The 20,891-nt window shown below is 26.3% G+C and carries 23 protein-coding genes and 1 riboswitch; of the genes, 4 read left to right on the top strand and 19 right to left on the bottom strand.

The genetic code is table 11. The features are described 5' to 3' along the window. From purF to C7380_RS02375, 6 genes are read right to left on the bottom strand one after another with little or no spacing between them, the layout of a single operon-like run. The gene (gene purF / locus C7380_RS02400; protein ID WP_109603885.1) at positions 1–1,368 is read right to left on the bottom strand and encodes an amidophosphoribosyltransferase; all 1,368 of its coding nucleotides are present in this window, start codon (positions 1,366–1,368) and stop codon (positions 1–3) included. Positions 1,369–1,370: 2 nt separating this feature from the next. Continuing rightward, on the bottom strand, positions 1,371–3,533 hold the full coding sequence (purL, locus tag C7380_RS02395) for a phosphoribosylformylglycinamidine synthase subunit PurL (RefSeq protein WP_109603884.1): 2,163 nt from the start codon (positions 3,531–3,533) through the stop codon (positions 1,371–1,373). Then, positions 3,523–4,200, bottom strand: coding sequence for a phosphoribosylformylglycinamidine synthase subunit PurQ (gene purQ, locus C7380_RS02390; protein ID WP_109603883.1), 678 nt, complete (start codon positions 4,198–4,200; stop codon positions 3,523–3,525). The genes purL and purQ overlap by 11 nt, the downstream gene beginning before the upstream one ends. After that, on the bottom strand, positions 4,197–4,460 hold the full coding sequence (gene purS / locus C7380_RS02385) for a phosphoribosylformylglycinamidine synthase subunit PurS (protein ID WP_109603882.1): 264 nt from the start codon (positions 4,458–4,460) through the stop codon (positions 4,197–4,199). Before purS ends, purQ begins: the two co-directional genes overlap by 4 nt. Next, positions 4,457–5,152 (bottom strand): phosphoribosylaminoimidazolesuccinocarboxamide synthase, encoded by a 696-nt coding sequence (gene purC / locus C7380_RS02380; RefSeq protein WP_109603881.1) that lies wholly within the window; start codon positions 5,150–5,152, stop codon positions 4,457–4,459. The genes purS and purC overlap by 4 nt, the downstream gene beginning before the upstream one ends. Further along, a complete protein-coding gene (locus C7380_RS02375) occupies positions 5,153–5,563 on the bottom strand; it encodes an AIR carboxylase family protein (RefSeq protein ID WP_109603880.1) in 411 nt (136 codons plus the stop codon). A gap of 59 nt (positions 5,564–5,622) precedes the next feature. Further along, a riboswitch (purine riboswitch) is annotated at positions 5,623–5,722 on the bottom strand. 270 nt (positions 5,723–5,992) lie between these two features. Between C7380_RS02375 and purH the strand changes: the two genes are divergently transcribed. Together purH and purD are read left to right on the top strand one after the other, a co-directional pair. After that, positions 5,993–7,489, top strand: a complete 1,497-nt coding sequence (gene purH, locus C7380_RS02370; protein WP_240597478.1) for a bifunctional phosphoribosylaminoimidazolecarboxamide formyltransferase/IMP cyclohydrolase — start codon at positions 5,993–5,995, stop codon at positions 7,487–7,489. 12 nt (positions 7,490–7,501) lie between these two features. Then, entirely contained in the window at positions 7,502–8,734 is a 1,233-nt protein-coding gene (gene purD, locus C7380_RS02365) for a phosphoribosylamine--glycine ligase (protein WP_109603878.1), read from the top strand. A gap of 82 nt (positions 8,735–8,816) precedes the next feature. On the opposite strand, the gene C7380_RS02360 is transcribed toward purD, so the two are convergent. The 5 genes from C7380_RS02360 to C7380_RS02340 are packed head-to-tail and all read right to left on the bottom strand — an operon-like array spanning position 8,817 to position 12,553. Next, on the bottom strand, positions 8,817–9,890 hold the full coding sequence (locus tag C7380_RS02360) for a glucose-1-phosphate thymidylyltransferase (protein ID WP_109603877.1): 1,074 nt from the start codon (positions 9,888–9,890) through the stop codon (positions 8,817–8,819). After that, positions 9,887–10,654 (bottom strand): inositol monophosphatase family protein, encoded by a 768-nt coding sequence (locus C7380_RS02355; RefSeq protein WP_240597477.1) that lies wholly within the window; start codon positions 10,652–10,654, stop codon positions 9,887–9,889. The genes C7380_RS02360 and C7380_RS02355 overlap by 4 nt, the downstream gene beginning before the upstream one ends. 12 nt (positions 10,655–10,666) lie before the next feature. Next, positions 10,667–11,395 carry a pseudouridine synthase gene (locus C7380_RS02350; protein WP_109603876.1) on the bottom strand — a complete coding sequence of 243 codons (729 nt, stop codon included), beginning with the start codon at positions 11,393–11,395 and terminating at the stop codon, positions 10,667–10,669. Next, positions 11,355–11,879: an SMC-Scp complex subunit ScpB gene (locus C7380_RS02345; RefSeq protein WP_109603875.1), complete on the bottom strand. Its 525-nt coding sequence runs from the start codon at positions 11,877–11,879 to the stop codon at positions 11,355–11,357. The genes C7380_RS02350 and C7380_RS02345 overlap by 41 nt, the downstream gene beginning before the upstream one ends. Positions 11,880–11,890: 11 nt before the next feature. Next, a complete protein-coding gene (locus tag C7380_RS02340) occupies positions 11,891–12,553 on the bottom strand; it encodes a hypothetical protein (RefSeq protein WP_146192146.1) in 663 nt (220 codons plus the stop codon). A gap of 123 nt (positions 12,554–12,676) precedes the next feature. Between C7380_RS02340 and C7380_RS02335 the strand changes: the two genes are divergently transcribed. Both C7380_RS02335 and C7380_RS02330 read left to right on the top strand, forming a co-directional pair. Then, a complete protein-coding gene (locus C7380_RS02335; RefSeq protein WP_109603873.1) occupies positions 12,677–13,279 on the top strand; it encodes a DUF4897 domain-containing protein in 603 nt (200 codons plus the stop codon). 12 nt (positions 13,280–13,291) lie between these two features. Beyond that, positions 13,292–13,720 carry a DUF6115 domain-containing protein gene (locus C7380_RS02330; protein ID WP_109603872.1) on the top strand — a complete coding sequence of 143 codons (429 nt, stop codon included), beginning with the start codon at positions 13,292–13,294 and terminating at the stop codon, positions 13,718–13,720. On the opposite strand, the gene C7380_RS02325 is transcribed toward C7380_RS02330, so the two are convergent. The 8 genes from C7380_RS02325 to C7380_RS02290 form a co-directional block, all read right to left on the bottom strand. Beyond that, entirely contained in the window at positions 13,686–14,501 is an 816-nt protein-coding gene (locus tag C7380_RS02325) for a HemK/PrmC family methyltransferase (protein WP_109603871.1), read from the bottom strand. The two genes, C7380_RS02330 and C7380_RS02325, sit on opposite strands and share 35 nt — an antisense overlap. A gap of 1 nt (position 14,502) precedes the next feature. Beyond that, positions 14,503–14,808: a metal-sulfur cluster assembly factor gene (locus C7380_RS02320; protein ID WP_109603870.1), complete on the bottom strand. Its 306-nt coding sequence runs from the start codon at positions 14,806–14,808 to the stop codon at positions 14,503–14,505. Positions 14,809–14,820: 12 nt separating this feature from the next. Continuing rightward, entirely contained in the window at positions 14,821–15,813 is a 993-nt protein-coding gene (locus C7380_RS02315; protein ID WP_109603869.1) for a peptidyl-prolyl cis-trans isomerase, read from the bottom strand. Then, the gene (locus C7380_RS02310; protein WP_109603868.1) at positions 15,810–16,535 is read right to left on the bottom strand and encodes a MazG family protein; all 726 of its coding nucleotides are present in this window, start codon (positions 16,533–16,535) and stop codon (positions 15,810–15,812) included. Before C7380_RS02310 ends, C7380_RS02315 begins: the two co-directional genes overlap by 4 nt. After that, on the bottom strand, positions 16,535–17,200 hold the full coding sequence (gene rnhB, locus C7380_RS02305) for a ribonuclease HII (protein ID WP_109603867.1): 666 nt from the start codon (positions 17,198–17,200) through the stop codon (positions 16,535–16,537). Before rnhB ends, C7380_RS02310 begins: the two co-directional genes overlap by 1 nt. Positions 17,201–17,277: 77 nt before the next feature. Continuing rightward, entirely contained in the window at positions 17,278–18,228 is a 951-nt protein-coding gene (locus C7380_RS02300; RefSeq protein ID WP_109603866.1) for an ABC transporter permease, read from the bottom strand. Further along, on the bottom strand, positions 18,225–19,292 hold the full coding sequence (locus C7380_RS02295; RefSeq protein ID WP_109603865.1) for an ABC transporter permease: 1,068 nt from the start codon (positions 19,290–19,292) through the stop codon (positions 18,225–18,227). Before C7380_RS02295 ends, C7380_RS02300 begins: the two co-directional genes overlap by 4 nt. Next, a complete protein-coding gene (locus C7380_RS02290) occupies positions 19,292–20,875 on the bottom strand; it encodes an ABC transporter ATP-binding protein (protein WP_109603864.1) in 1,584 nt (527 codons plus the stop codon). Before C7380_RS02290 ends, C7380_RS02295 begins: the two co-directional genes overlap by 1 nt. Positions 20,876–20,891 lie beyond the last annotated feature (16 nt).

The raw sequence follows: 20,891 nt of genomic DNA, 5'->3' as shown, positions 1-20,891 counted from the left end.
TCACCTCTGAAAGCACTTTAAACAATAATTATTAAAATTATTGTTTAATATTTTTTTTATTCCTTCTATACTTACATAACCTATACTATCTGCCTGTATTATTTTTCTTATATTTTCTAAATCATTATTAGCAGCTATTAATTGTTGAGTATCTGGTATATCAACTCCCCAATTGCAAACATTTATTACTTTCGGACTCGATATTCTCACATGTACTTCTTCAGCTTTAGCTTCTCTCAATATTTTTACTATTTTTTTCATAGTTGTTCCTCTTACTAATGAATCATCAACGAGTATGACTCTTTTATTCTTTACTATTTCTAATATTGGGGTTAATTTTCTTATAACACCTATTTCTCTATCTTTTTGTACTGGATTTATAAAAGTTCTACCTATATATCTGTTACGCATAAGTCCCATATCTAATGGTATTCCTGACATTTTTGAATATCCGATTGCAGCTGATAATCCACTGTCCATAACTGGAATAACTATATCAGCATCTACTGGATTTTGTAATGCACATTCTTCCCCAAGTCTTTTACGCATTTGATGAACATTTATGCCAAATACATTCGAATCTGGTCTGGAAAAATATACATGTTCAAAAAAACAAAAATTTGTTTTTTTATTTTGTTTTATAGTATATTTTTGAATTTTATTTGATGTTATTTCGATTGTTTCTCCAGGCATTATGTCTCTTACCTTTTTATAATTAGCATTTAAAAATTTATATCCACAATCCTCTGAAGATATATAATATCCTTTTTCATCTTCATATATTGATAAAGGTCTATATCCTTGTGGATCTCTAATCGCTATTAATCTATTTTTCATCATCATTAAAAGTGAATATGATGGTTTTAAATTTTCTTGAAGTATATTGGATATTTCTTCTATATTCCATTTTTCTGGTTCTTTTTTTAATTTTTTTATAAGAATATGAAGTATTACTTCAGAATCTGAATCTGTTAAAAATATATGTCCATCTTTTTCCAATTCTTTTTTTATTTCTTTTGCATTTTCTATTTGTCCATTATGAGCTATAGAAAATGATGAATCTTTATAATCTACTTTATAAGGTTGAGCATTATTTATTATATTTCCACCTTTTGTAGAATATCTAACATGGCCTATCGATATATAAGATTTCATTTTTTGGATTTTTTCTTTATCATTAAAACCTTCTAAAACAGTACCAAACTCTTTTTTTACAAGAATTTTATTATCTTGCACATATGAAACACCACATGATTCTTGTCCTCTATGTTGAAGTGCAACGAGTCCTTCTAATACATATGATGGAGCATTTATCTCTTCTGGATTTTTTAAAAATGTTCCAAATATTCCACATTCCTCTCCTATCATAATTACTCCTCCATATGTTTTCTTACAGAATTATTGAATATTGAATACAATTCTTCAAAGGACATTTTTCCAAATCCTAAATCAATTCCATATTCTTTAGGGGTTACTATTCCCAATTTTAAGTAATCCATTTTATTATTGAACATTTCTTTTTCAAATATTATATTTTTTTCTGCCGGTACACTAACTATAAATCTAGATTGATTTTCTCCAAAAATTTGTTCATTTGTTTCTCCAACAAAGCCTTTAAACCCTTTTAATCCTGAGAAAGAAGATTCTAAAACTGCCACAGCAATTCCACCTTTAGAAATATCATGAACAGCGTTTACTAAATTTTTATTTATTAAATTTAATATCGTTTTTTGAAGACCAAGTTCATAAAGAGTCTTTACTTTGTCTATTTCTCCACCTATAAAGTCTTGAAGTATTTTCAAATATATACTTCCACCTATAAAATCACTACATATCTCTGTTTTACCGACTATATATACTATGTCTCCAATATTTTTAAATGATTTATTCTTTATATTGTTTACATTTTTTATAGTTCCAACCATTCCTATAACAGGAGTTGGATATATTATTTTATTTTTTGATTCATTATAAAATGATACATTTCCACCAGTTATTGGTGTTTCTAACTCCCTACAGGCATTTGATATACCTTTTACAGATTGTTCAAATTGCCAATTAACTGTAGATTCTTCAGGGTCACCAAAATTAAGATTATCCGTAACTCCTTGAGGAATAGCTCCAGTACTTATTATATTTCTTGCAGCTTCATACACTATATTTCTTGAACCTTCATATGGATTTAAATATGTATATAAGGGATTAGAATCTATTGTAACTGCAAATCCTCTATTAGTATCTTTTATCCATAATATTGATGAATCAGCTTCTCCAGGTTCTACTATAGTGTTATTTCCTACTTTATAGTCGTATTGTTGATATATCCAATTTTTGTTAGCTATATTTGGATGTTTTAAAATTTCTTTTAATATATACTTAGGATGTTTTTCTATTTTAGGATATTTTCTTGCTCTATGAACATAAAAATAAGAAGGTGTTTCACTTACTTTTTTTAAAGAAGGTGCGTTTACAAGTGGTTCTAAAGGTGTATCACATATTATTTCTTCATTTTTATAAATTTTCATTCTTTTTTCATATATAGTTTTACCAACTTCTGAATAATCAAGCATATATTTTGAAACAACTTTTTTTATAGATTTTTCACAACCTTCATCTATCAAAAATAACATTCTTTCTTGTGATTCTGAAAGCATTATTTCCCAAGGTTTCATATTTTTTTCTCTTAAAGGAATTTTATCTATATATAATTCACAGCCAAGATCTCCTTTAAAAGACATTTCTGATATTGAACTTAATAATCCAGCAGCTCCCATATCTTGACAAGCTAAAACACCTTTTATTTTTAGTATTTCAAGAGTAGCTTCTATTAAATTTTTTTCTGAAAAAGGATCTCCAACTTGTACAGATGGTCTATCATCTCTTCCAGATAATTCTTTCGAAGCAAATGAAGCTCCATGAATTCCATCTCTTCCCGTTTTAGCACCAACATATATATACTTTTTGTTATGATTAGTTGCCTTAGAATAAGTTAATTCTTTTTCTTTTGCTAAACCAACACACATAACATTTACAAGTGGATTGGTAGAATAAGTTTCATCAAAATATGTTTCACCAGCTACGGTTGGTACTCCTATTGAGTTTCCATACCCACTGATCCCTTCTACAACACCTTCAAAAATATTTTTCGAATGTGCATCTTCAATATTTCCAAATTTTAATGAATCTAAAAGCGCAATTGGCCTTGCTCCCATCGCAAGAACATCTCTAACTATTCCACCTATTCCAGTTGCTGCTCCTTGATAGGGTTCTACAGCACTTGGATGATTATGACTTTCGACTTTAAAAACTACTGCATAATCATCAATCTTTATATACCCAGCATTTTCATTTTCTATATTCATTGGAAGATTTTTTAAAAATTCTTTTGAATGTTTATAACCACAATGTTCTGACCATTGTGCTGAATATAAATAGGTTTCAAGTTCAGTAGGCTCTCTATCTAATTTTTCAATTATTAATTTATATTCTTCTACAGATAATCCAAGATTTAAGGCTAAAGTTTTAATTTCCATTTTCTAAATGCCTCCTTATTGAGAGAAATATATATGCTCCATCACCATTTCCTAATAGTTTTACTGTATTTCTTTCAGGATGTGGCATCATACCCATAACATTTCCTTTTTCATTTATTATTCCAGCTATATTATTCATAGAACCATTTGGATTATCCGTATATTTGAAAGATATCAGATTTTTTGATTCTAATTTATTTATATTTTCATAATCATCCATATAATTTCCTTCCATATGAGCAATAGGTAATATTATTTTTTCTTTTGAAATTCCAGAAGTAAATGGTGATTTTTTGTTTATAACATCTAATTCTACATTTTTACATATAAATTTATGATGTTTGTTTTTTGCAAGTGCTCCTGGAAGTAATCCAGATTCAGATAAAATTTGAAATCCATTACAAATCCCCATAACTAAACCTCTTTCATTAATTATGTATTTTTCAACAGATTTCATAACAGGTGAAAACTTTGCAAGTGCTCCAGCTCTTAAATAATCTCCATAACTAAATCCACCAGGTATAAATAAAAAATCATAGTCAAGAGTTTTTTCGAAATCATGCCATATATATTCTGCATTAAATCCAGATTTTTCTAATGCAAAATAAGCATCTTTATCACAATTTGAACCAGGAAATACTATAACACCTGCTTTTAATTTTTTCATTGTTTTACCTCCGAATTTATTGGAATTATTTTAAAATTTTCAAGTACAGGATTAGATAATAAATTATGAGATATATCTTCTATTTTTTTGTATGCAATTTCAAAATTTTCTTCTTCAAGGCTTATATTTATTATTTTTCCAAATGATATATTTTCTAAATATATTTTTTTTCTTTTAAGAACTTTGTCTGTAGCTATAGCTTGCGTATCAAGTATTCCATCTTTAAGATTTATTTGTATTTGAAATTCAAATTTTTTCATATTCCCATTCTCCTTATAAAGTTTTCATATCCAAGTATTAAATTTCCCTTATCTTCTCTATATATATCTTTGTCTAATGATTCCCCAGTTTCTTTATCCCAAAACCTACATGTATCAGGTGATATTTCATCACTTAAAAGTATTTGTTCACCAAAATATCCATATTCTAATTTGAAATCAACAAGATCTATTTTTTTTGGTTCAAGAATTTTTTTTAATAAATTATTTATCTTTAAAGTTGTTTTTTCTATATAATTTAATTTTTCTTCTGATATTATTTTTAAAGCGTATATAGCTTCTTTACTTATCATTGGATCACCTAATGAATCATCTTTTAAAGAATATTCAATTAACGGATTTTCAAAATTTATTCCTTTTTTTACTCCATATCTTTTACAAAAGCTTCCAGCTGTTTTATTTCTTACTATTACTTCCAAAGGTACTATTTTAACTTTTTTAGCAAAAAATGAACTTTCATCTCTATCTTTTATGTACTGAGTTTTTATCTTATTTTCTTCAAGATATTCAAAAAAATATTTTGTTATTTTTTTGTTTAAAACTCCCTTACCCTTTAAATTATCTTTTTTTTCTCCATTAAAAGCTGTTACATCATCTTTATAATATATTATTACTTCTTCTGATTTTTCTGTTGAATATAAAATTTTTGCTTTTCCTTCATATAATTTTTCCATTTATTTTTCCTCCTCATTTTCTATTAATCTTTTTACAAAATAAACAGCGTTTTTCATTCCATGCTTTCCAATCCCCATAGTTGCCACTGGTACTCCACCTGGCATTTGTGTCATAGATAATAAAGCATCTATTCCCTTTAAAGTACCTACTTCGTTTGGTACACCTATAACTGGTTTTTGAGTTAAAGAGGCTATTACTCCAGGTAAAGCTGCTGCAAGTCCCGCTACTGCTATTATTGCAAAATACTCTTTTTCATTCTCTTCTATAAATTTCATCAGTTCTTTTAAATTTCTATGTGCACTTAAAACTTTGTAATCATATTGTATTTCCCAATTTTCTAATAATTCTGTTCCAACTTTAACAAGATTTTCATCAGATTTACTTCCAGATACTATAAGTATTTTTTTCATTTTTTCCTCCTTTTTTAAAAAAGAAATTCCACCTCTCTATGCAGGAAGAGAGGTGGAAAAAATCCAACCCCTCTTCCTGTAGTCGGATATTTACGGTACCCGGTAGAAACTTTCGAACCTTATTTTCGAAAATATACAGGAAGAGGTGCTTCATATTTTATTTACTTTTAGTTTATATATTTTGATTCTAACAGAATAAATATTTTTCTATCTTAATTAAAAGATAAGAAATTTTAAATTAATTGTTAATCAATTTAAAAAAAATATATTTTTTTACTTTTAATATATTTATAATCATACTTTCATTGTTTTCTATATATTTTTAAGTTTTTTCGAAACATTTAATTAACCAAAAATTATCTTTTTGTTAATTTATAATCATTTGTTTTGCTTAAGAATATTAGTATATAAAATATGGAGGTGTTAATATTGTATTTCAAAAATGCTATTTTAAGTGTTTTTAATAAAAAAGGAATAATTGATTTAGCAAAATTTTTAATATCAAAAAATGTAAAAATTTTTTCAACTGGTGGAACTTATGATATTTTAAAAAATAATAATATTGAAGTTTTTAAAATATCAGAATATATTGATTTTCCAGAAATATTAGAAGGTAGAGTTAAAAGTCTTCACCCAAAAATACATGGCGGTATTTTAGCAAAAAATTCTGACATAGATCAATTAGAAAAACTCAATATTACAAAATTTGATTTAGTTGTATGTAATCTATATCCTTTTTTTGAAAATGTTAATAAAAACTTTGATACTGATTCTTTAATAGAATATATAGATATTGGTGGACCATCAATGATTAGATCGGCATCTAAAAATTTCAAATATACCACAATATTGACGGATCCTTCAGATTATGATTCTTTTATGGATAATTTTGAAAATATTGATTATGATTTTAGATTTAAAATGGCAGCAAAAGCATTTAATTTAACTTCTGCATATGATGCTTCTATTTCAGAATATTTTAATAATAAAAGCAATATTGAATTTCCAGATTATTTTGCTATTTCTTATAAAAAAGAGGATGATTTAAGATATGGTGAAAATCCCCATCAAAAAGCAGCTTTTTATAAAAAAAATAATGGTTTCTATTTTTTTAATGATTTTGAAACTTTAAATGGGAAAAAATTATCTTTTAATAATCTAAGGGATGTTGATATTGCGTGGAAAACTGTAAGTTCTTTTTCTGATTGCTGTTGTGTAGCTTTGAAACATAATACTCCATGTGGAATAGCTATTGGAAAAGATACTTTAGAATCGTTCAATAAATCCTTTGAATGTGACCCCGTATCAATTTTTGGTGGTGTTGTAGCTTTTAATAGAACTATTGATTTTGAAACTGCAAAAAAATTAAAAGATATCTTTTTAGAGATTGTAATAGCAACAGATTTTGAGGATATAGCTTTAGATTTATTAAAAAAGAAAAAAAATCTCAGAATTTTAAAAGTTAATAATAATAACTTTGAAAATCGAGAGTTTATTTCTTTAAATGGTGGTTTAATAATTCAAAATACAGATTTAATATTAAATAATGAATTAAATCTTGTAACTAAAAAAAAGAATTATGATATTGATTTAAAAGAAATTGAATTTGCTTTTAATTGTGTGAAATTTGTTAAATCAAATGCAATAGTTGTATGTGATGGTTTTCAAACAGTAGGTATAGGTGGAGGAGAAGTTTCAAGAATTTGGGCTGCTGAAAAAGCTTTTGAAAGATCTATAAGACAACCTAAAATAATGGCTTCTGATGCATTTTTCCCATTTAAAGATGTCGTTGAACTTGCTTATAAAAATGGTGTAAAAATAATTGTTCAACCAGGTGGTTCTATTCGCGACCAAGATTCTATTGATTTTTGTAATGAAAATAATATAGATATGTATTTTACAAATATGAGGCATTTTAAACATTGAGGGGGGAATCATATGAAATTTCTTATATTAGGTGATGGTGCAAGAGAACATTCGATTGCAAAAAAACTTTGTGAATCTCCAAAAACAGATGAAATTTTTATTTGCCCTGGAAATGCTGGAACTTTTTATGAAAAAAAATGTCACAATATTGAATTTATAGATGAAAATACTTTATTAAATTTTGCAGAAAAAAATTCAATCGATTTAACTATAGTTGGTCCTGAAAAGTTTTTATGTGAAGGAATTGTTGATGAATTTGAAAAAAATAATCTTAAAATTATCGGTCCAAACAAAAAATCTTCTATTTTAGAAGGATCTAAAATTTTTTCAAAAAACTTTATGAAAAAATATAAGATTTCTACAGCAGATTATGAAGAATTTAATAATTTTGAAGATGCTTTTAATTTTTTAAACAATATTAATTTTCCTATTGTTATTAAAGTAGATGGCCTTGCTGCAGGAAAAGGTGTATTTATTTGTGATAATTACAAACAATCTGTTAAGGTTTTAGAGGATATAATGAAAAATAAATGTTTTGGTGAATCTGGTAATAAGATAATAATTGAAAGATATTTAAGTGGTTTTGAAGCCTCATTTTTTGTTCTTTTAGATGAAAAAAACTATAAATTATTTAATTATTCAAAAGATCATAAAAAAATAGGTGAAGGTGAAAAAGGTTTAAATACGGGTGGAATGGGCTCTATTACACCTCATCCAAATATAGACGAGAATCTTAAAATCAAGGTTGAAGATTTGATAATAAAACCTACTATCAATGGCCTTAAAGCTGAAAATTTGATGTATAAAGGCATTTTGTTTTTTGGTATACTTTTTGAAAATAATATTCCTTATCTTCTTGAATATAATGTAAGATTTGGAGATCCTGAAACACAATCTTTATTAAATTTATTGGATTCAGATTTAGTAGATATTTTTAATGATATTTATAATAACAATGTTGAAAATACTCATTTAAAATGGAAACAAGGTATTTCAATGGGTTTGGTTTTAACTGCATTTGGTTATCCTTTAGAATATAAAAAAAATATAGAGATTTTAAAAAAATCAGATGATTGTGATTTTATTTATTATTCTTCAAAAATTTCTGAAGAAAAAGCTTTTTCTTCAGGAGGAAGAGTTTTAACTTTAGTTGATAATTGTAAAAATATTGATACTTTAAGAAATAATCTTTATTCTATAGCAAAACTTTATAATAAAGAATTTTATTTTAGAAAAGATATTTAAATATTTATTAATTAAAATTTATGCATGGTTTCTTTATAATCAGAAACCATGCAATTTAATTATATGTCTATTATTTTAAATTTCATTCAGGTAATTCTATTTTTCCATAATCTCCTATAACTAATTTAACTGTTTTTGGTTTTTTCTTAACTGATACTATATGAGAATTTGCTCCTATTATAGAGCTATCCATTCTAACACCCAATGAAGATATTATAGCTCCATCAAGTATTATAGAATTTTCTACTTCTGAGTCTTCTATATTAACATTATTTCCAATTGAAGTGTATGGACCTATATAAGCATTGTTAACTGTAGCATTTTGTCCTATTATGACAGGACCTCTAACTATTGAATCTATTATTTTAGCCCCTTTTTCTATTATTACATTTCCTTGTACAACAGAATTTTCATATACATTACCATCTATTATTTTATTGCTTATGTTTTCTAATACAGTTCTATTTGCTTCGATCAAATCTTCAGGTTTTCCAGTATCTTTCCACCAACCATATATCACATGTGCTCCAACATTTTTTTCATTTTGTATTAGCCATTGTATCGCATCAGTTATTTCAAGCTCTCCTCTCCATGAAGGTTTTATATTATCTATTGCTTGAAAAACTGATGGTTTAAATATGTATACTCCTATTATTGCAAGATTTGATGGTGGTGTTTTAGGTTTTTCTACAACATTTACAACTTTTGAATCTTTCATAACTGCTATTCCAAATCTGGTAGGATCTTCTACTGGTGTTAAAAGTATAAAAGCATCATGATTTTTTTCTTTAAATTCCTCAACAAATATATTTAAATCTGTATTTATGAGATTATCTCCTAAATACATTAAAAAATCATCTTCTCCAATAAATTCTTCACATATTTTTACAGCATGTGCAAGTCCTTTTGGGTTTTCTTGAATTATATAGCTTATTTCCATACCAATTTCTTCACCAGTACCAAGAACATTTATAAAATCTTCTTTATTATCTGGATTTACTATTATTCCAACTTCAGTTATTCCTGACTGTTTTATTTTTTCTAATGAATACATTATTGTAGGTTTATTTGCAATAGGAATCAGAGGTTTTGCATTTGTAAAAGTAAGCGGTCTCAATCTCGTTCCTTTTCCAGCACATAGTACTAAAGCTTTCATTTTATCATCTCCTCAGTTTTGTTTAATAATTCATTTCTTATATTTTCATTTGTATATAAACCTTTTTTAGAAAAGATATTCATATCTTCATTTTTATAGTTTATTACAATACCACCAGCTTCTTTAAGTATTAAGTGTGAAGCTGCAACATCCCAAGGATTAGATCGCAATGAAATGAATGCGTCACAATATCCACTGGCAACATAGCAAATTTGAAGAGCAGCTGTTCCAAATAATCTTATTCTCATAACCTCTTCTTCAAGCTGTTTAATATATTCATGAGTTTTTCCTCTTTTATTTCCAAGAGTTATTATAGAATTTTTTAAATTTTTTGACCAATTTGGAACTATTTTTTTATCATTTAAATAAGCTCCTTCATTTTTTTTCGCATTATAGAAAAGATTCATCATTGGTGCATAAACAAAGCCCATTATTGGCTCATCATCTTCTACATATGCTACTGAAATACAGTATTCTGGAATACCTTTCGAAAAATTCACAGTTCCATCTATTGGATCTATAACCCAATATTTTTTACTATTAGGTTTTTTGTCAAAATTTGCTTCTTCTGCAAAAACTTCAACTTCAGGCATTATTATTTTAAATTTTTCTATTAAAAATTTTTGTATTCTAAAATCATATTCTGTGACGAGATCATAATCAACCTTTTTGGTATTTATTTGGAATGTTTCGTTTTGCGATTTTTTTAATATTTCTCCTGCTTCTAAAATAATTTTTTTTATTTTCTCATAAATTTTTATCACCTCAATATATTTTTATTTTATAAAATTTTTTATTATTTCTGGATCTATTTTTTTAATATTTCCAGGATTAGGAACCTCTTTTATACTAAAAGGTCCAAATTTTATTCTCTTTAATTCTTTTACTTTAAAACCTATGACTTTAAACATAAGCCTCACTTGTCTTTTTTTGCCTTCATTTATTGTGATAGTTACTTCATGATTAGAACCTTGCTTTTTTACTTTTTCTATTTTAGCTGGATTTGTTTTATATCCAGTTTCAAGAACTACTCCATTTTCTATTTTTTTTAAATCTTCTCTAGTTGGATGACCATTTATAATAACTGTATAAGTCTTAGATATTTCATGTTTTGGATGTAAAAGTTTATTGGCTAAATCTCCATCATTTGTTAATAATAATAATCCAGATGAATTTAAATCCAGTCTTCCAACATGAAAAACTTTTTCTTTTATTTTATTTTTTATTAAATCACTTATAGTTTTTCTACCAAAAGGATCTTCCATTGCACATATAACATCTAAAGGTTTGTTTATTAAATAATAAACCTTTTCTTCTTTTCTTTTTAATAACTCAGATATTTTATATGTTTTTCCTTCATATTTTATTGTATCTTCTTCTTCTAATTCGTACCAAGGTTCCTTAATTATTTTGGAGTTTACCAGTATTCCATCTTTTAATATTTTATCAGCTGATTTTCTTCTACTAATCCCCAGTGTTTGTATTGCTTTTTGTAAACTTATCATCTTTAATCTCCTCCAACTTTCTTATTGTCTCTTGTGGAACCCATTCATAAAATTTATCGGTTAATTGGTATAGATAAGATTTTTTTTCTTTCCTTTTAACCTTTTTTACTATTTTATATTCCATCAATTTTTTTATTTGAGAATAACTGTTCTTTCCTCTGGTCTTTTCAATTTCTATTAGTCTTGATGGTCCATTTAAAAATAATACAGTTATTACTTCAAATTGTGTATCCGTTAAATTCATTTTTTTGGGTTTAGGTGTTATTATTTTTTTTATTTCAGGTTTAATTTCAAATCTATATTTATCATAAAATTTTGTTAATTCTACTCCATGAGAATTATCCATATAATGAGTTTGTATGTCAAAAATAATTTTTCTCACTTCGTCAATTTCTATTCCAGTACTTTTAGATATATCTTCTATATTACATCCATTAGGTTTTGAATATATATATGCTTCTATGAGTTGAAAATTTATATTCATATGATCACCTACTATTTTAAATTTATAAATATTCCATCTTCATAAGAAAATCTATCATTTCTTATTAAGGTTAATATACCAAGAAAAAGAACTATAAATTTTAATTTATTGAAATCTGATATTTTATATATATCATATATATTTAATTGATTTTCTTTTTCAAGTCTTTTTATAGCTTCTTCAACAGAATAAACTTCTTTTATTATTTCCAGTTTTTCTTGCACTTTTAAATAATCATTAACAAAATTTTCTAATTGTATTTTTGCATCCTTTTGATCTATTTTATCTCTTGGTTTTACCCTTACATATTTCGCTGATGGTTTACCATATTCCTTCATTAAAATCTTTTTTGTATAATCAAGAAGCTCATAATCATCTATAGTTGAATATAATTGTTCTGTATGTTTTCTTAATCTATTTTTATTATTTTTATCTGGTAATAAACTTAAAGATTTTAAATAAGTTAAATATGCTGATAATTTCATAAACTCACCTATTTCAGAGAGTTTATTTTTATTTTTTTGAATAAAATTCAAATATAGATCTGATATTTCTGATACTGATATTTCATTTAATGGTATTTTTTTATCTTTAACAAGTTCAACCAATGTTGAAAATGAACCAGAATAAATATCTATTTCTATGTTTAATTCTTCAATTATCACTTTAATCATTCTCCCGTTAAAAATCTTATTAATCCTATTTCAGAGTATTATCTTCAAATTTATTTTATCACATTATTACTTGTATATGGTATAATTGTTTTAAAGATACTGTAAAAGGAGGATTCTTATATAATGAATCAAAAAGCACCCAGAAAGAGCAACTTTAATTTTATAATAATAACAATAATATTCTTCGGAGGCCTAACCCTTTTTCAATTTTTCATGATGAAAAATATGAAAACTGATTTTGATATTGTCAATTCAAGTACTTATTTTACAATACGAGAAGATTTTAATGTGGAAATAAATACCGATGTTACATTCAAAGCAAATGATGAAAAATCTTATACTAATATGGTAAGAAACTTTAATACCCCAGATGAAGAAAAATTTAAAGTTTATAATGATCAATTTAAAGAGTTGAATGAAAAAATAGGAAAAAATATGACGACAATAAGTTATCAATCTACTGTAACAGAGAATAACCCAGAAATGTCGGTAAATGAATCAGTTTTAATAGAAGGATTATTAGAAAAGAAAGAAGATAATCTTTATGAATTCTCATTAAAAGGTCAACCATTTAATGTAAAAGATAATGTATATATTTATTTTCCAGAAAATTGGGTCATTGAAAAGATAGATCCAGCACCAAATAAAATTGCAAATAATTTTGTTTTATATAGTAATTCAGGTAATATGGATTTCCCAATAATTCTTTTTAGAATTAATCAATAAGAAGTGTATTTCATGGATTTTATAATTCTTTTTTTATTAATAATCTTAATATTTTTATTGGTATTGATTTTGATGTTTTTATATAAAAGTAAAAATAAATTAGATGAAAAATTAGAAAATTATAGATTTGAAATGGAAGATGAATTAACAAAAATTATAAATAATTATGATATCCTTTTTGAACAAAATCTAAAAAAATTGGATTTGTTAATAAACAAATATAACAAAATATCATCAAAACAAGAATCAATTAAAATAACAAATGCTTCTGTTGAGGGTAAAAAGAAAATTTTATATTCCCAAAATGAAGAAGAAAATTTGAAGATTAAAAAGATTTTACAACTCATAAACTCCGGTAATTCTCCGGAGTCTGTTGCAAAAATAATGGGTATAGGAACTGGTGAAGTTAATCTTTATGTGAATTTTTATAATGATAAATAAATCTTTCTATACCAAAACTGTCTTTTTTTATCTCTGTTTTTCCAGAGAGCTTATCTATCAAATCATATGTTTTTAATACATTAAACTCTGTTGTTTCAAATAACAGAGTTTTATTTTTTATTAAATCATAATATTTGTTTATTAATTTTCTATAAAAATTCTGTCCATCTTTTCCCGCAAAAAGTGCTATATCTGGTTCATATTTCAATGTTTCATTTTTATTTTTGTATTCTTCTTCAACATAAGGTGGATTCGAAATTATCAAATCTATTTGTTCATGTTCTTTTAAAAATGGTTCCAAATAAGATCCTAAATAACTTTTTATATTAACATTATTTTTCTTACAATTTTTTTTAAAAACTTCTAAAGCTTCGAAAGATATATCAGAAGCTATGATTTCTATATCAGGAAAAAATTTTTTTAATGTTATAGCTATAACTCCAGATCCTGTTCCAAGATCTAATATTTTTTTTATATTTTTTTCTTCAATTATTTTCTTTGCTATTAATACTAAATCTTCTGTTTCAACTCTTGGAATTAACACTCTTTCATCTATGTAAAAAATATTATTTAAAAATTGTACTTCATTTACCAAATATTCTATTGGGTATCCTTTTATATTTTTTTCAAGTTTTTCAACATTTTTTTCTGATATAAAAGGATCTGAAAACATATATTCTATAATATCTTTTTTTTCTATCATTGATAATTTTTTTATAATATTTAAACGGGAAATATTATATTTCCCGTTTAAATAATTTATTAATTCATTTAAATTCATTTTAAATTCCTAATATTCTTCTTACTTCTTCACTTGCCATTGAAGGATCCCAAGGTGGATCAAATATTAAATCAACTTTTACTTCTTTTGCCTCTTCTATTTCTCTTACTTTCGAAGTTGCATCTTCAACCATCATTCCTGCTAAAGGACACATCGGTGTCGTTAATGTCATATTAACATGTATATTATTATTTTCATCTATATCAACATCATAAATTAACCCCAGAGAAACAACATCAAATCCAATTTCCATATCATATACATTACTTAATGCTTGTATAACACGTTCTTTAGTTATTTTTTCCATGTTTTAACCTCCTTAGAATAATTTAGAATTAAATATTATATCTGAATTATTGACAAATTCTGTTATTTCTTGTGGTAAGATTTTATCAAAATATTCTTTAGTTTTTTTATCTCTTAAGTTAAATATTATTTGTTCTTTAGATTCTTCTAAAGTCAACTGTTTTTGAGGTTTTTTATTTATTATTTTTATAATAAATCTTTCTTCATTTTGATTTAAATTTAAAGGTTTTGATATATATCCAGGGGCATTATTTTTAACCATTTTAACTATTTCATTGTTTTCATCTTCAAGAGATATTGTAACTGCTTGAGTTTGATCTTTATTTATATCTTCATAATTATTTAATCCATTTATTATATTTTCATAAGCTTTATTTGCTTGATCAATATTGTCGAATCTTTTGATCTCAATATCTGATGTTGATTTTTGCATATAATTCTCTTTATTATTTTCATATTCTGATTTCATTTCTTCTTCATTTATTTCATAACTTGAAGATATTTGATTATAAAGTTTATTAATAGATGTTTGATACAATCTATCATATGTTATTCCATTTATATAATTTTGTTTATTCATATATCCTTTTGTCATAAAATAATAATTTGCATCTTCTTCTTTTAAATTAGAGTCCTTAATTGCAGAGTTCAAATCTTCTTCTATGAGTTTTTTTGTTTCTTCTCTATTTAAATTGATTTCTTTATTTTCAACAAACTGTATAAAAAGTATTTGATTTGCAACTTTTTTTGCTTGTTGTAAATTATATTCATTTAAAAGTTCTATTCCAGTAGCAGTATTAGTTAAAAGATAGTAAAATGAATCATTTTGTTGTCTTAAATTAGTTAATAAAGATATAGTTCCACTTTTTGCAGCTAAATAATCTGAACTTATTTTTTCTTCATTTATCTTCATAGATATTTCATCTTCTAATTCCTCAAAACCATAGTTAAATGCCATACCTAATGTAAAAATGCTAAGTAAAAATAAGATTAAATATTTTTTCATTTTATTTCCTCCCCATATTTATCTTTCCAAAGTTTTATAAAATTTTTTTCATTATTAATTATTTCTTGATTTAACATTTTTTCTATATTTATAAATTTCTCATAATAATTTTTTGCAGATTCATTTATTATTTCATTTATTTGCAATTTATTTTCTGACAAATAAAATAGAAGCACTTCAAAAAAATCTGAAAAATTATCTTTTTTTATATTATTTATCATAATTTCTTTTAAATTTTCATCTTTATATGGATTTATTCCCAGTTCTTTCGAATTATCTATTATTCTTCTCAATTTTAATATTGGTGGAAGATTATTTTTTAATTCTCCCAATGAAGATTGTTTTTTATGATTTTTTTCTTTAGCTTTTATATTTTCCCAATTTTCATAAGAATATTCACCCTTTTTTTCAAATACATGAGGATGTCTTCTTATCATTTTTTCGGTGACACTTTTGATAACATCTGAAAAATCAAATTTTTTCTCTTCTTCGGCTATAATCGATTGAAAAACTATTTGTAATAAAACATCTCCGAGTTCATCTTTTAACTCTTCATAATCTTCATTTTCAATTGCTTGTGCAACTTCATATGATTCTTCTATTATATATGGTTTTAAACTCTTTATTGTTTGTTTTCTGTCCCATTCACATCCATTTTTTGATCTCAATTTTATCATTACTTCAAAAAGTTCTTCAAGATTGTTTATTATATCTCTATCCATTATAAAACTCCTATCCTAAAAAGTCTAATTTTAGATATATCACTAAAATCTTTTATTATTTCTTTTTTTATAATCATCGATTTAACAGGATTAAAGGTTAACCTATATTCTGAAAATATTCCATATTTTTTTATATTTTCAATATGTTTTTTTGTAGGATATCCTTTGTGCCTATCAAACTCATACATTGGATATTTTTCATGCAAATTTATCATATATCTATCTCTCAAAACTTTTGCTATTATTGAGGCTCCACCTATTAAAAATGATTTATCATCCCCTTTTATTATACATTCAAAATTAAAATTAAAATTAAAATTTTTTCCATCTATTAAGCAATAAGAATTTTTTTTATTTATTTTATTATAATTTCTATTCATAGATAATTGAGTTGCTTTAAAAATATTTATATCATCTATTTCTTCTGAAGTAGCATAATCACTATACCATTGAAAATTTTTAGTTATATATTCAAATCTTTCTTCCCTTTGTTTAAAATTTAATTTTTTTGAATCTTTAGCAACTTTTGAAAGATCTCTAAGATCTTGTTTGGACTCTAAAATTAATGCACCAGTAAATACTGGTCCAGCTAAAGGACCTCTACCAGCTTCATCCATTCCTATTAAATATTTTCCTTTTTCAAAAAATTGTTCATCAAATAACATTTTAACCTCCAAATTTTAACAACAAATACAATTTTATCATATTATATTACTAAAAAAAAGCCCGCAAAGCGGACTTTTTATTCTTTTTCATATGATTTACCACTCGCTGCTGGAGCCCTTGTTTTTCCAACAAATCCTCCAACCACTATTAAAGTTAGTATGAATGGTAATAAATTTAATAAAGCTTTAGCTTCTGATGGTAATTCTAACAGAGTTTGAAGTTGAATATTCATAGCTTCTGCAGCTCCAAATAATAAAGAAGCCCACATTGCTCCTATCGGATTCCAATTTCCAAGTATCATGGCAGCTAATGCAATAAAACCTTTTCCAGCCGGCATATGTTCTTGAAATTGTCCAAGATCACCTAAAACAATATATACTCCACCTAATCCAGCTAAAAGTCCAGACATCAAAACACCAAAATATCTTATGCCTTTTACATTAACTCCAAGAGTATCTGCAGCTTTTGGGTTTTCTCCAACCGCCCTCATCCTTAAACCTAGAGGAGTTTTATATAATAAATACCATGATGCTATTATTACTACTATTGCAATATAAAAGAAAATTGTTATTTCACCAAATATTTCGCCTATAAAAGGAATTTTTTGTATGGCTGGTATTCTAACTAAAGGAATCTTTGATACAAAATCACTTTGCCCTTCTTGATTAAAAACTGGAACCATTAAAAAACCTACAATACCTTGAGCTAATATTATCAATGCAGTAGCAGAAACAATTTGATCTGCCCCCCATTCTATGGAAACATAAGCATGAAGATATGCCAAGATTGCTCCAGATATTATACCCATCAACAATCCAATCCAAACATTTCCGGTCAAAAATGTAAAAGCTGTAGATGTAAAAGCACCCAATTTCATTATTCCTTCTAAAGCTATATTTGTTACTCCAGTTTTTTCGGTAAATACTCCACCTATTGATGCAAATATTAAAGGTAGAGCAGATAAAATTGTTAATTTATAAAAAAGAGGAGATATCAATGCCGTAAAAATTGCCTCTATCCAACTCATTCTAATTCACCACCTTTAACAGGTTTAGAAAATTTCATTATCCACATTTTTATTATTCTATTTGCTGCTACAAAAAATATTATTATACCTTGTATTATAGTTACTATATCATCTGGAATTCCAACACTTTGCATGGCATTAGAACCAGATCTTAAAGATGATATTAAGAATGAGGAGAATATTATTCCTATAGGATTATTTTGACCTATAAGAGCTATTGTGATTCCATCAAATCCCCTACTTCCAGTAAATGCTCCAAATATTCTATGATAAACACACATTACTTCTATTGCTCCAGCCAATCCAGCAAGTCCTCCAGAAATGGCCATAGTTAAAACTATATTCTTTGATATCGAAATTCCACCATACTCGGCAGCATAAGGATTATATCCAACTGCTTTTAATTCATATCCAACAGTTGTTTTCTGAAGAACTATATATACGACAAAAGCTGCAACTATTGCAACAAGTATCCCCGATGGAACATTTGAAGCCTGTACAGTTAACAAAGGTGGTAATTGAGCACTTTGAGCTATTTCAGGAGATTTCGGAACACCTTGTCCAACAGCTAAAGGACCAGAAACAACATAATTACTCAAATGATAAGCTACCCAGTTTAGCATTATAGTGGAGATTACTTCGTGAGCTCCAGTTTTTGCTTTTAAAATACCTGCAATTGAAGCCCATACAGCTCCACCAAGTATACCTGCCATCATTGTAAGAGGAATTGCTATAACTGCTGGAACATTTCCCATATTTATCCCTACAAAAGTAGCCATTATTCCTCCAACAGCCATTTGTCCTTCTGCTCCTATATTAAATACTCCAGCTCTAAATCCAAATCCTACCGCCAATCCTGTTAATAGTAAACTGGTCATTTTAGTTATATTATCTGCCCATGATAGTCTACTTCCAAAAGCTCCTTTAAACATTTCAGCATAAGCTGTTAAAGGATTTTTCCCCAATAATAGAATTATTATAGCTGCTATTATAAGAGAAACTAATACTGAGAAAAATGGAACTAAAAATGGCATCCATTTATTTTTACTTTGAACTTTAGGCATTATTTATCGCCTCCATGATGGCTTTTTGTGTCTTCTGAAAGTTTTATATCCTTTAATTTGTTACCTGTCATCATAAGACCTATCTCTTCGATCGATACTTCTTCTGGTTTTACTTCTCCCATTATTTGTCCTTCATACATAACAATTATTCTATCAGAAAGGGATAAAACTTCTTCAAGTTCCATAGAAACTAATAAAACAGCTACATCTTTCTGTCTAAGATTTATTATTTCATTATGAACATATTCAATTGCTCCAACATCAAGACCTCTTGTAGGTTGAGCAATTATAATAAATTCAGGTCCAGCAGAAACTTCTCTCGAAATTACTACTTTTTGTTGATTTCCCCCTGATAAATTTCCAGTTGCTATTGTAGAATCTGCAGGTCTTACATCAAAATTTTTAACAAGTGTTTCACTTCTTTTTAATATATTTTCATGTTGTAAAAATCCTCTATATGCAAATGGTTCAAGATAATGTTTGCCCAATATCATATTATAATAATTTGGATATTCTTGTATCATAGCATATTTAAATCTATCTTCTGGTATATGTGTAATATTTTCTTCTCTTAATTCTCTAACATTATATTTTGAAATTTCTTTTTCTTTGAAATAATAATTTCCTTTTTCTATTTTCCTTAATCCAGTCAAAGCTTCAACAAGTTCACTTTGTCCATTACCAGCTACACCAGCAATTCCAAGTATTTCACCCTTTTTTATTTCAAAGTTTATTCCTCTAACAGTATCTAAATGTCTATTATCTTTTACCCATAAATTTTCTATTTTTACAAGTTTTTCACCAGGTGTTTTTTCCGGTTTGTCAACTCTCAAAACAACTTCTCTTCCTACCATCATATTTGCGAGTTGTTTTTCATTTGTATCTTTTACATTTACATGCCCGGTAACCTCTCCAAGTCTCATAACAGTTATATTATCAGATATTTTCATAACCTCATGAAGTTTATGAGAGATAAATATTATAGTCTTTCCATCATCTCTTAATTTATTCATAATTTCAAAAATATCTTCTATTTCTTGAGGAGTTAAAACAGCAGTAGGTTCATCTAAGATTAATATTTCTGCTCCTCTATAAAGGGTTTTTATTATTTCAACTCTTTGTTGCATTCCAACAGGTATATCTTCAATCTTAGCATCCACATCAACATAAAGACCATATCTATCAGATAGTTTTTTTACTTCCTCTCTCGCCTTTTTTAAGTTTAATGAAATTCCTTTTTTCGGCTCAGAACCAAGAATAACATTTTCTGCAACGGTAAGATTATCAACAAGCATGAAATGTTGATGAACCATTCCTACTCCCTTTAGAATAGCATCTTTTGGGCCATTTATTTCTACCTTTTCTCCCATTATATAAATCTCTCCAGATGTAGGTTTATATAATCCATATAATTGATTCATTAGTGTAGACTTTCCTGCCCCATTTTCTCCAATTAAAGCATGAATTTCACCTTTTTTTACCTTGAGATTGACTTTATTATTAGCCAATACTTTTGGAAATTGTTTTGTTATATCTTTCATATAAATGGCATAATCTTTTATATTAACTTCAGGCTGAGACATTAAAACACCTCCTGTT

This window comes from Oceanotoga teriensis (genome assembly GCF_003148465.1).
GTDB classification, from domain to species: domain Bacteria; phylum Thermotogota; class Thermotogae; order Petrotogales; family Petrotogaceae; genus Oceanotoga; species Oceanotoga teriensis.
This window is presented reverse-complemented; position numbering and strand designations above follow the sequence as displayed.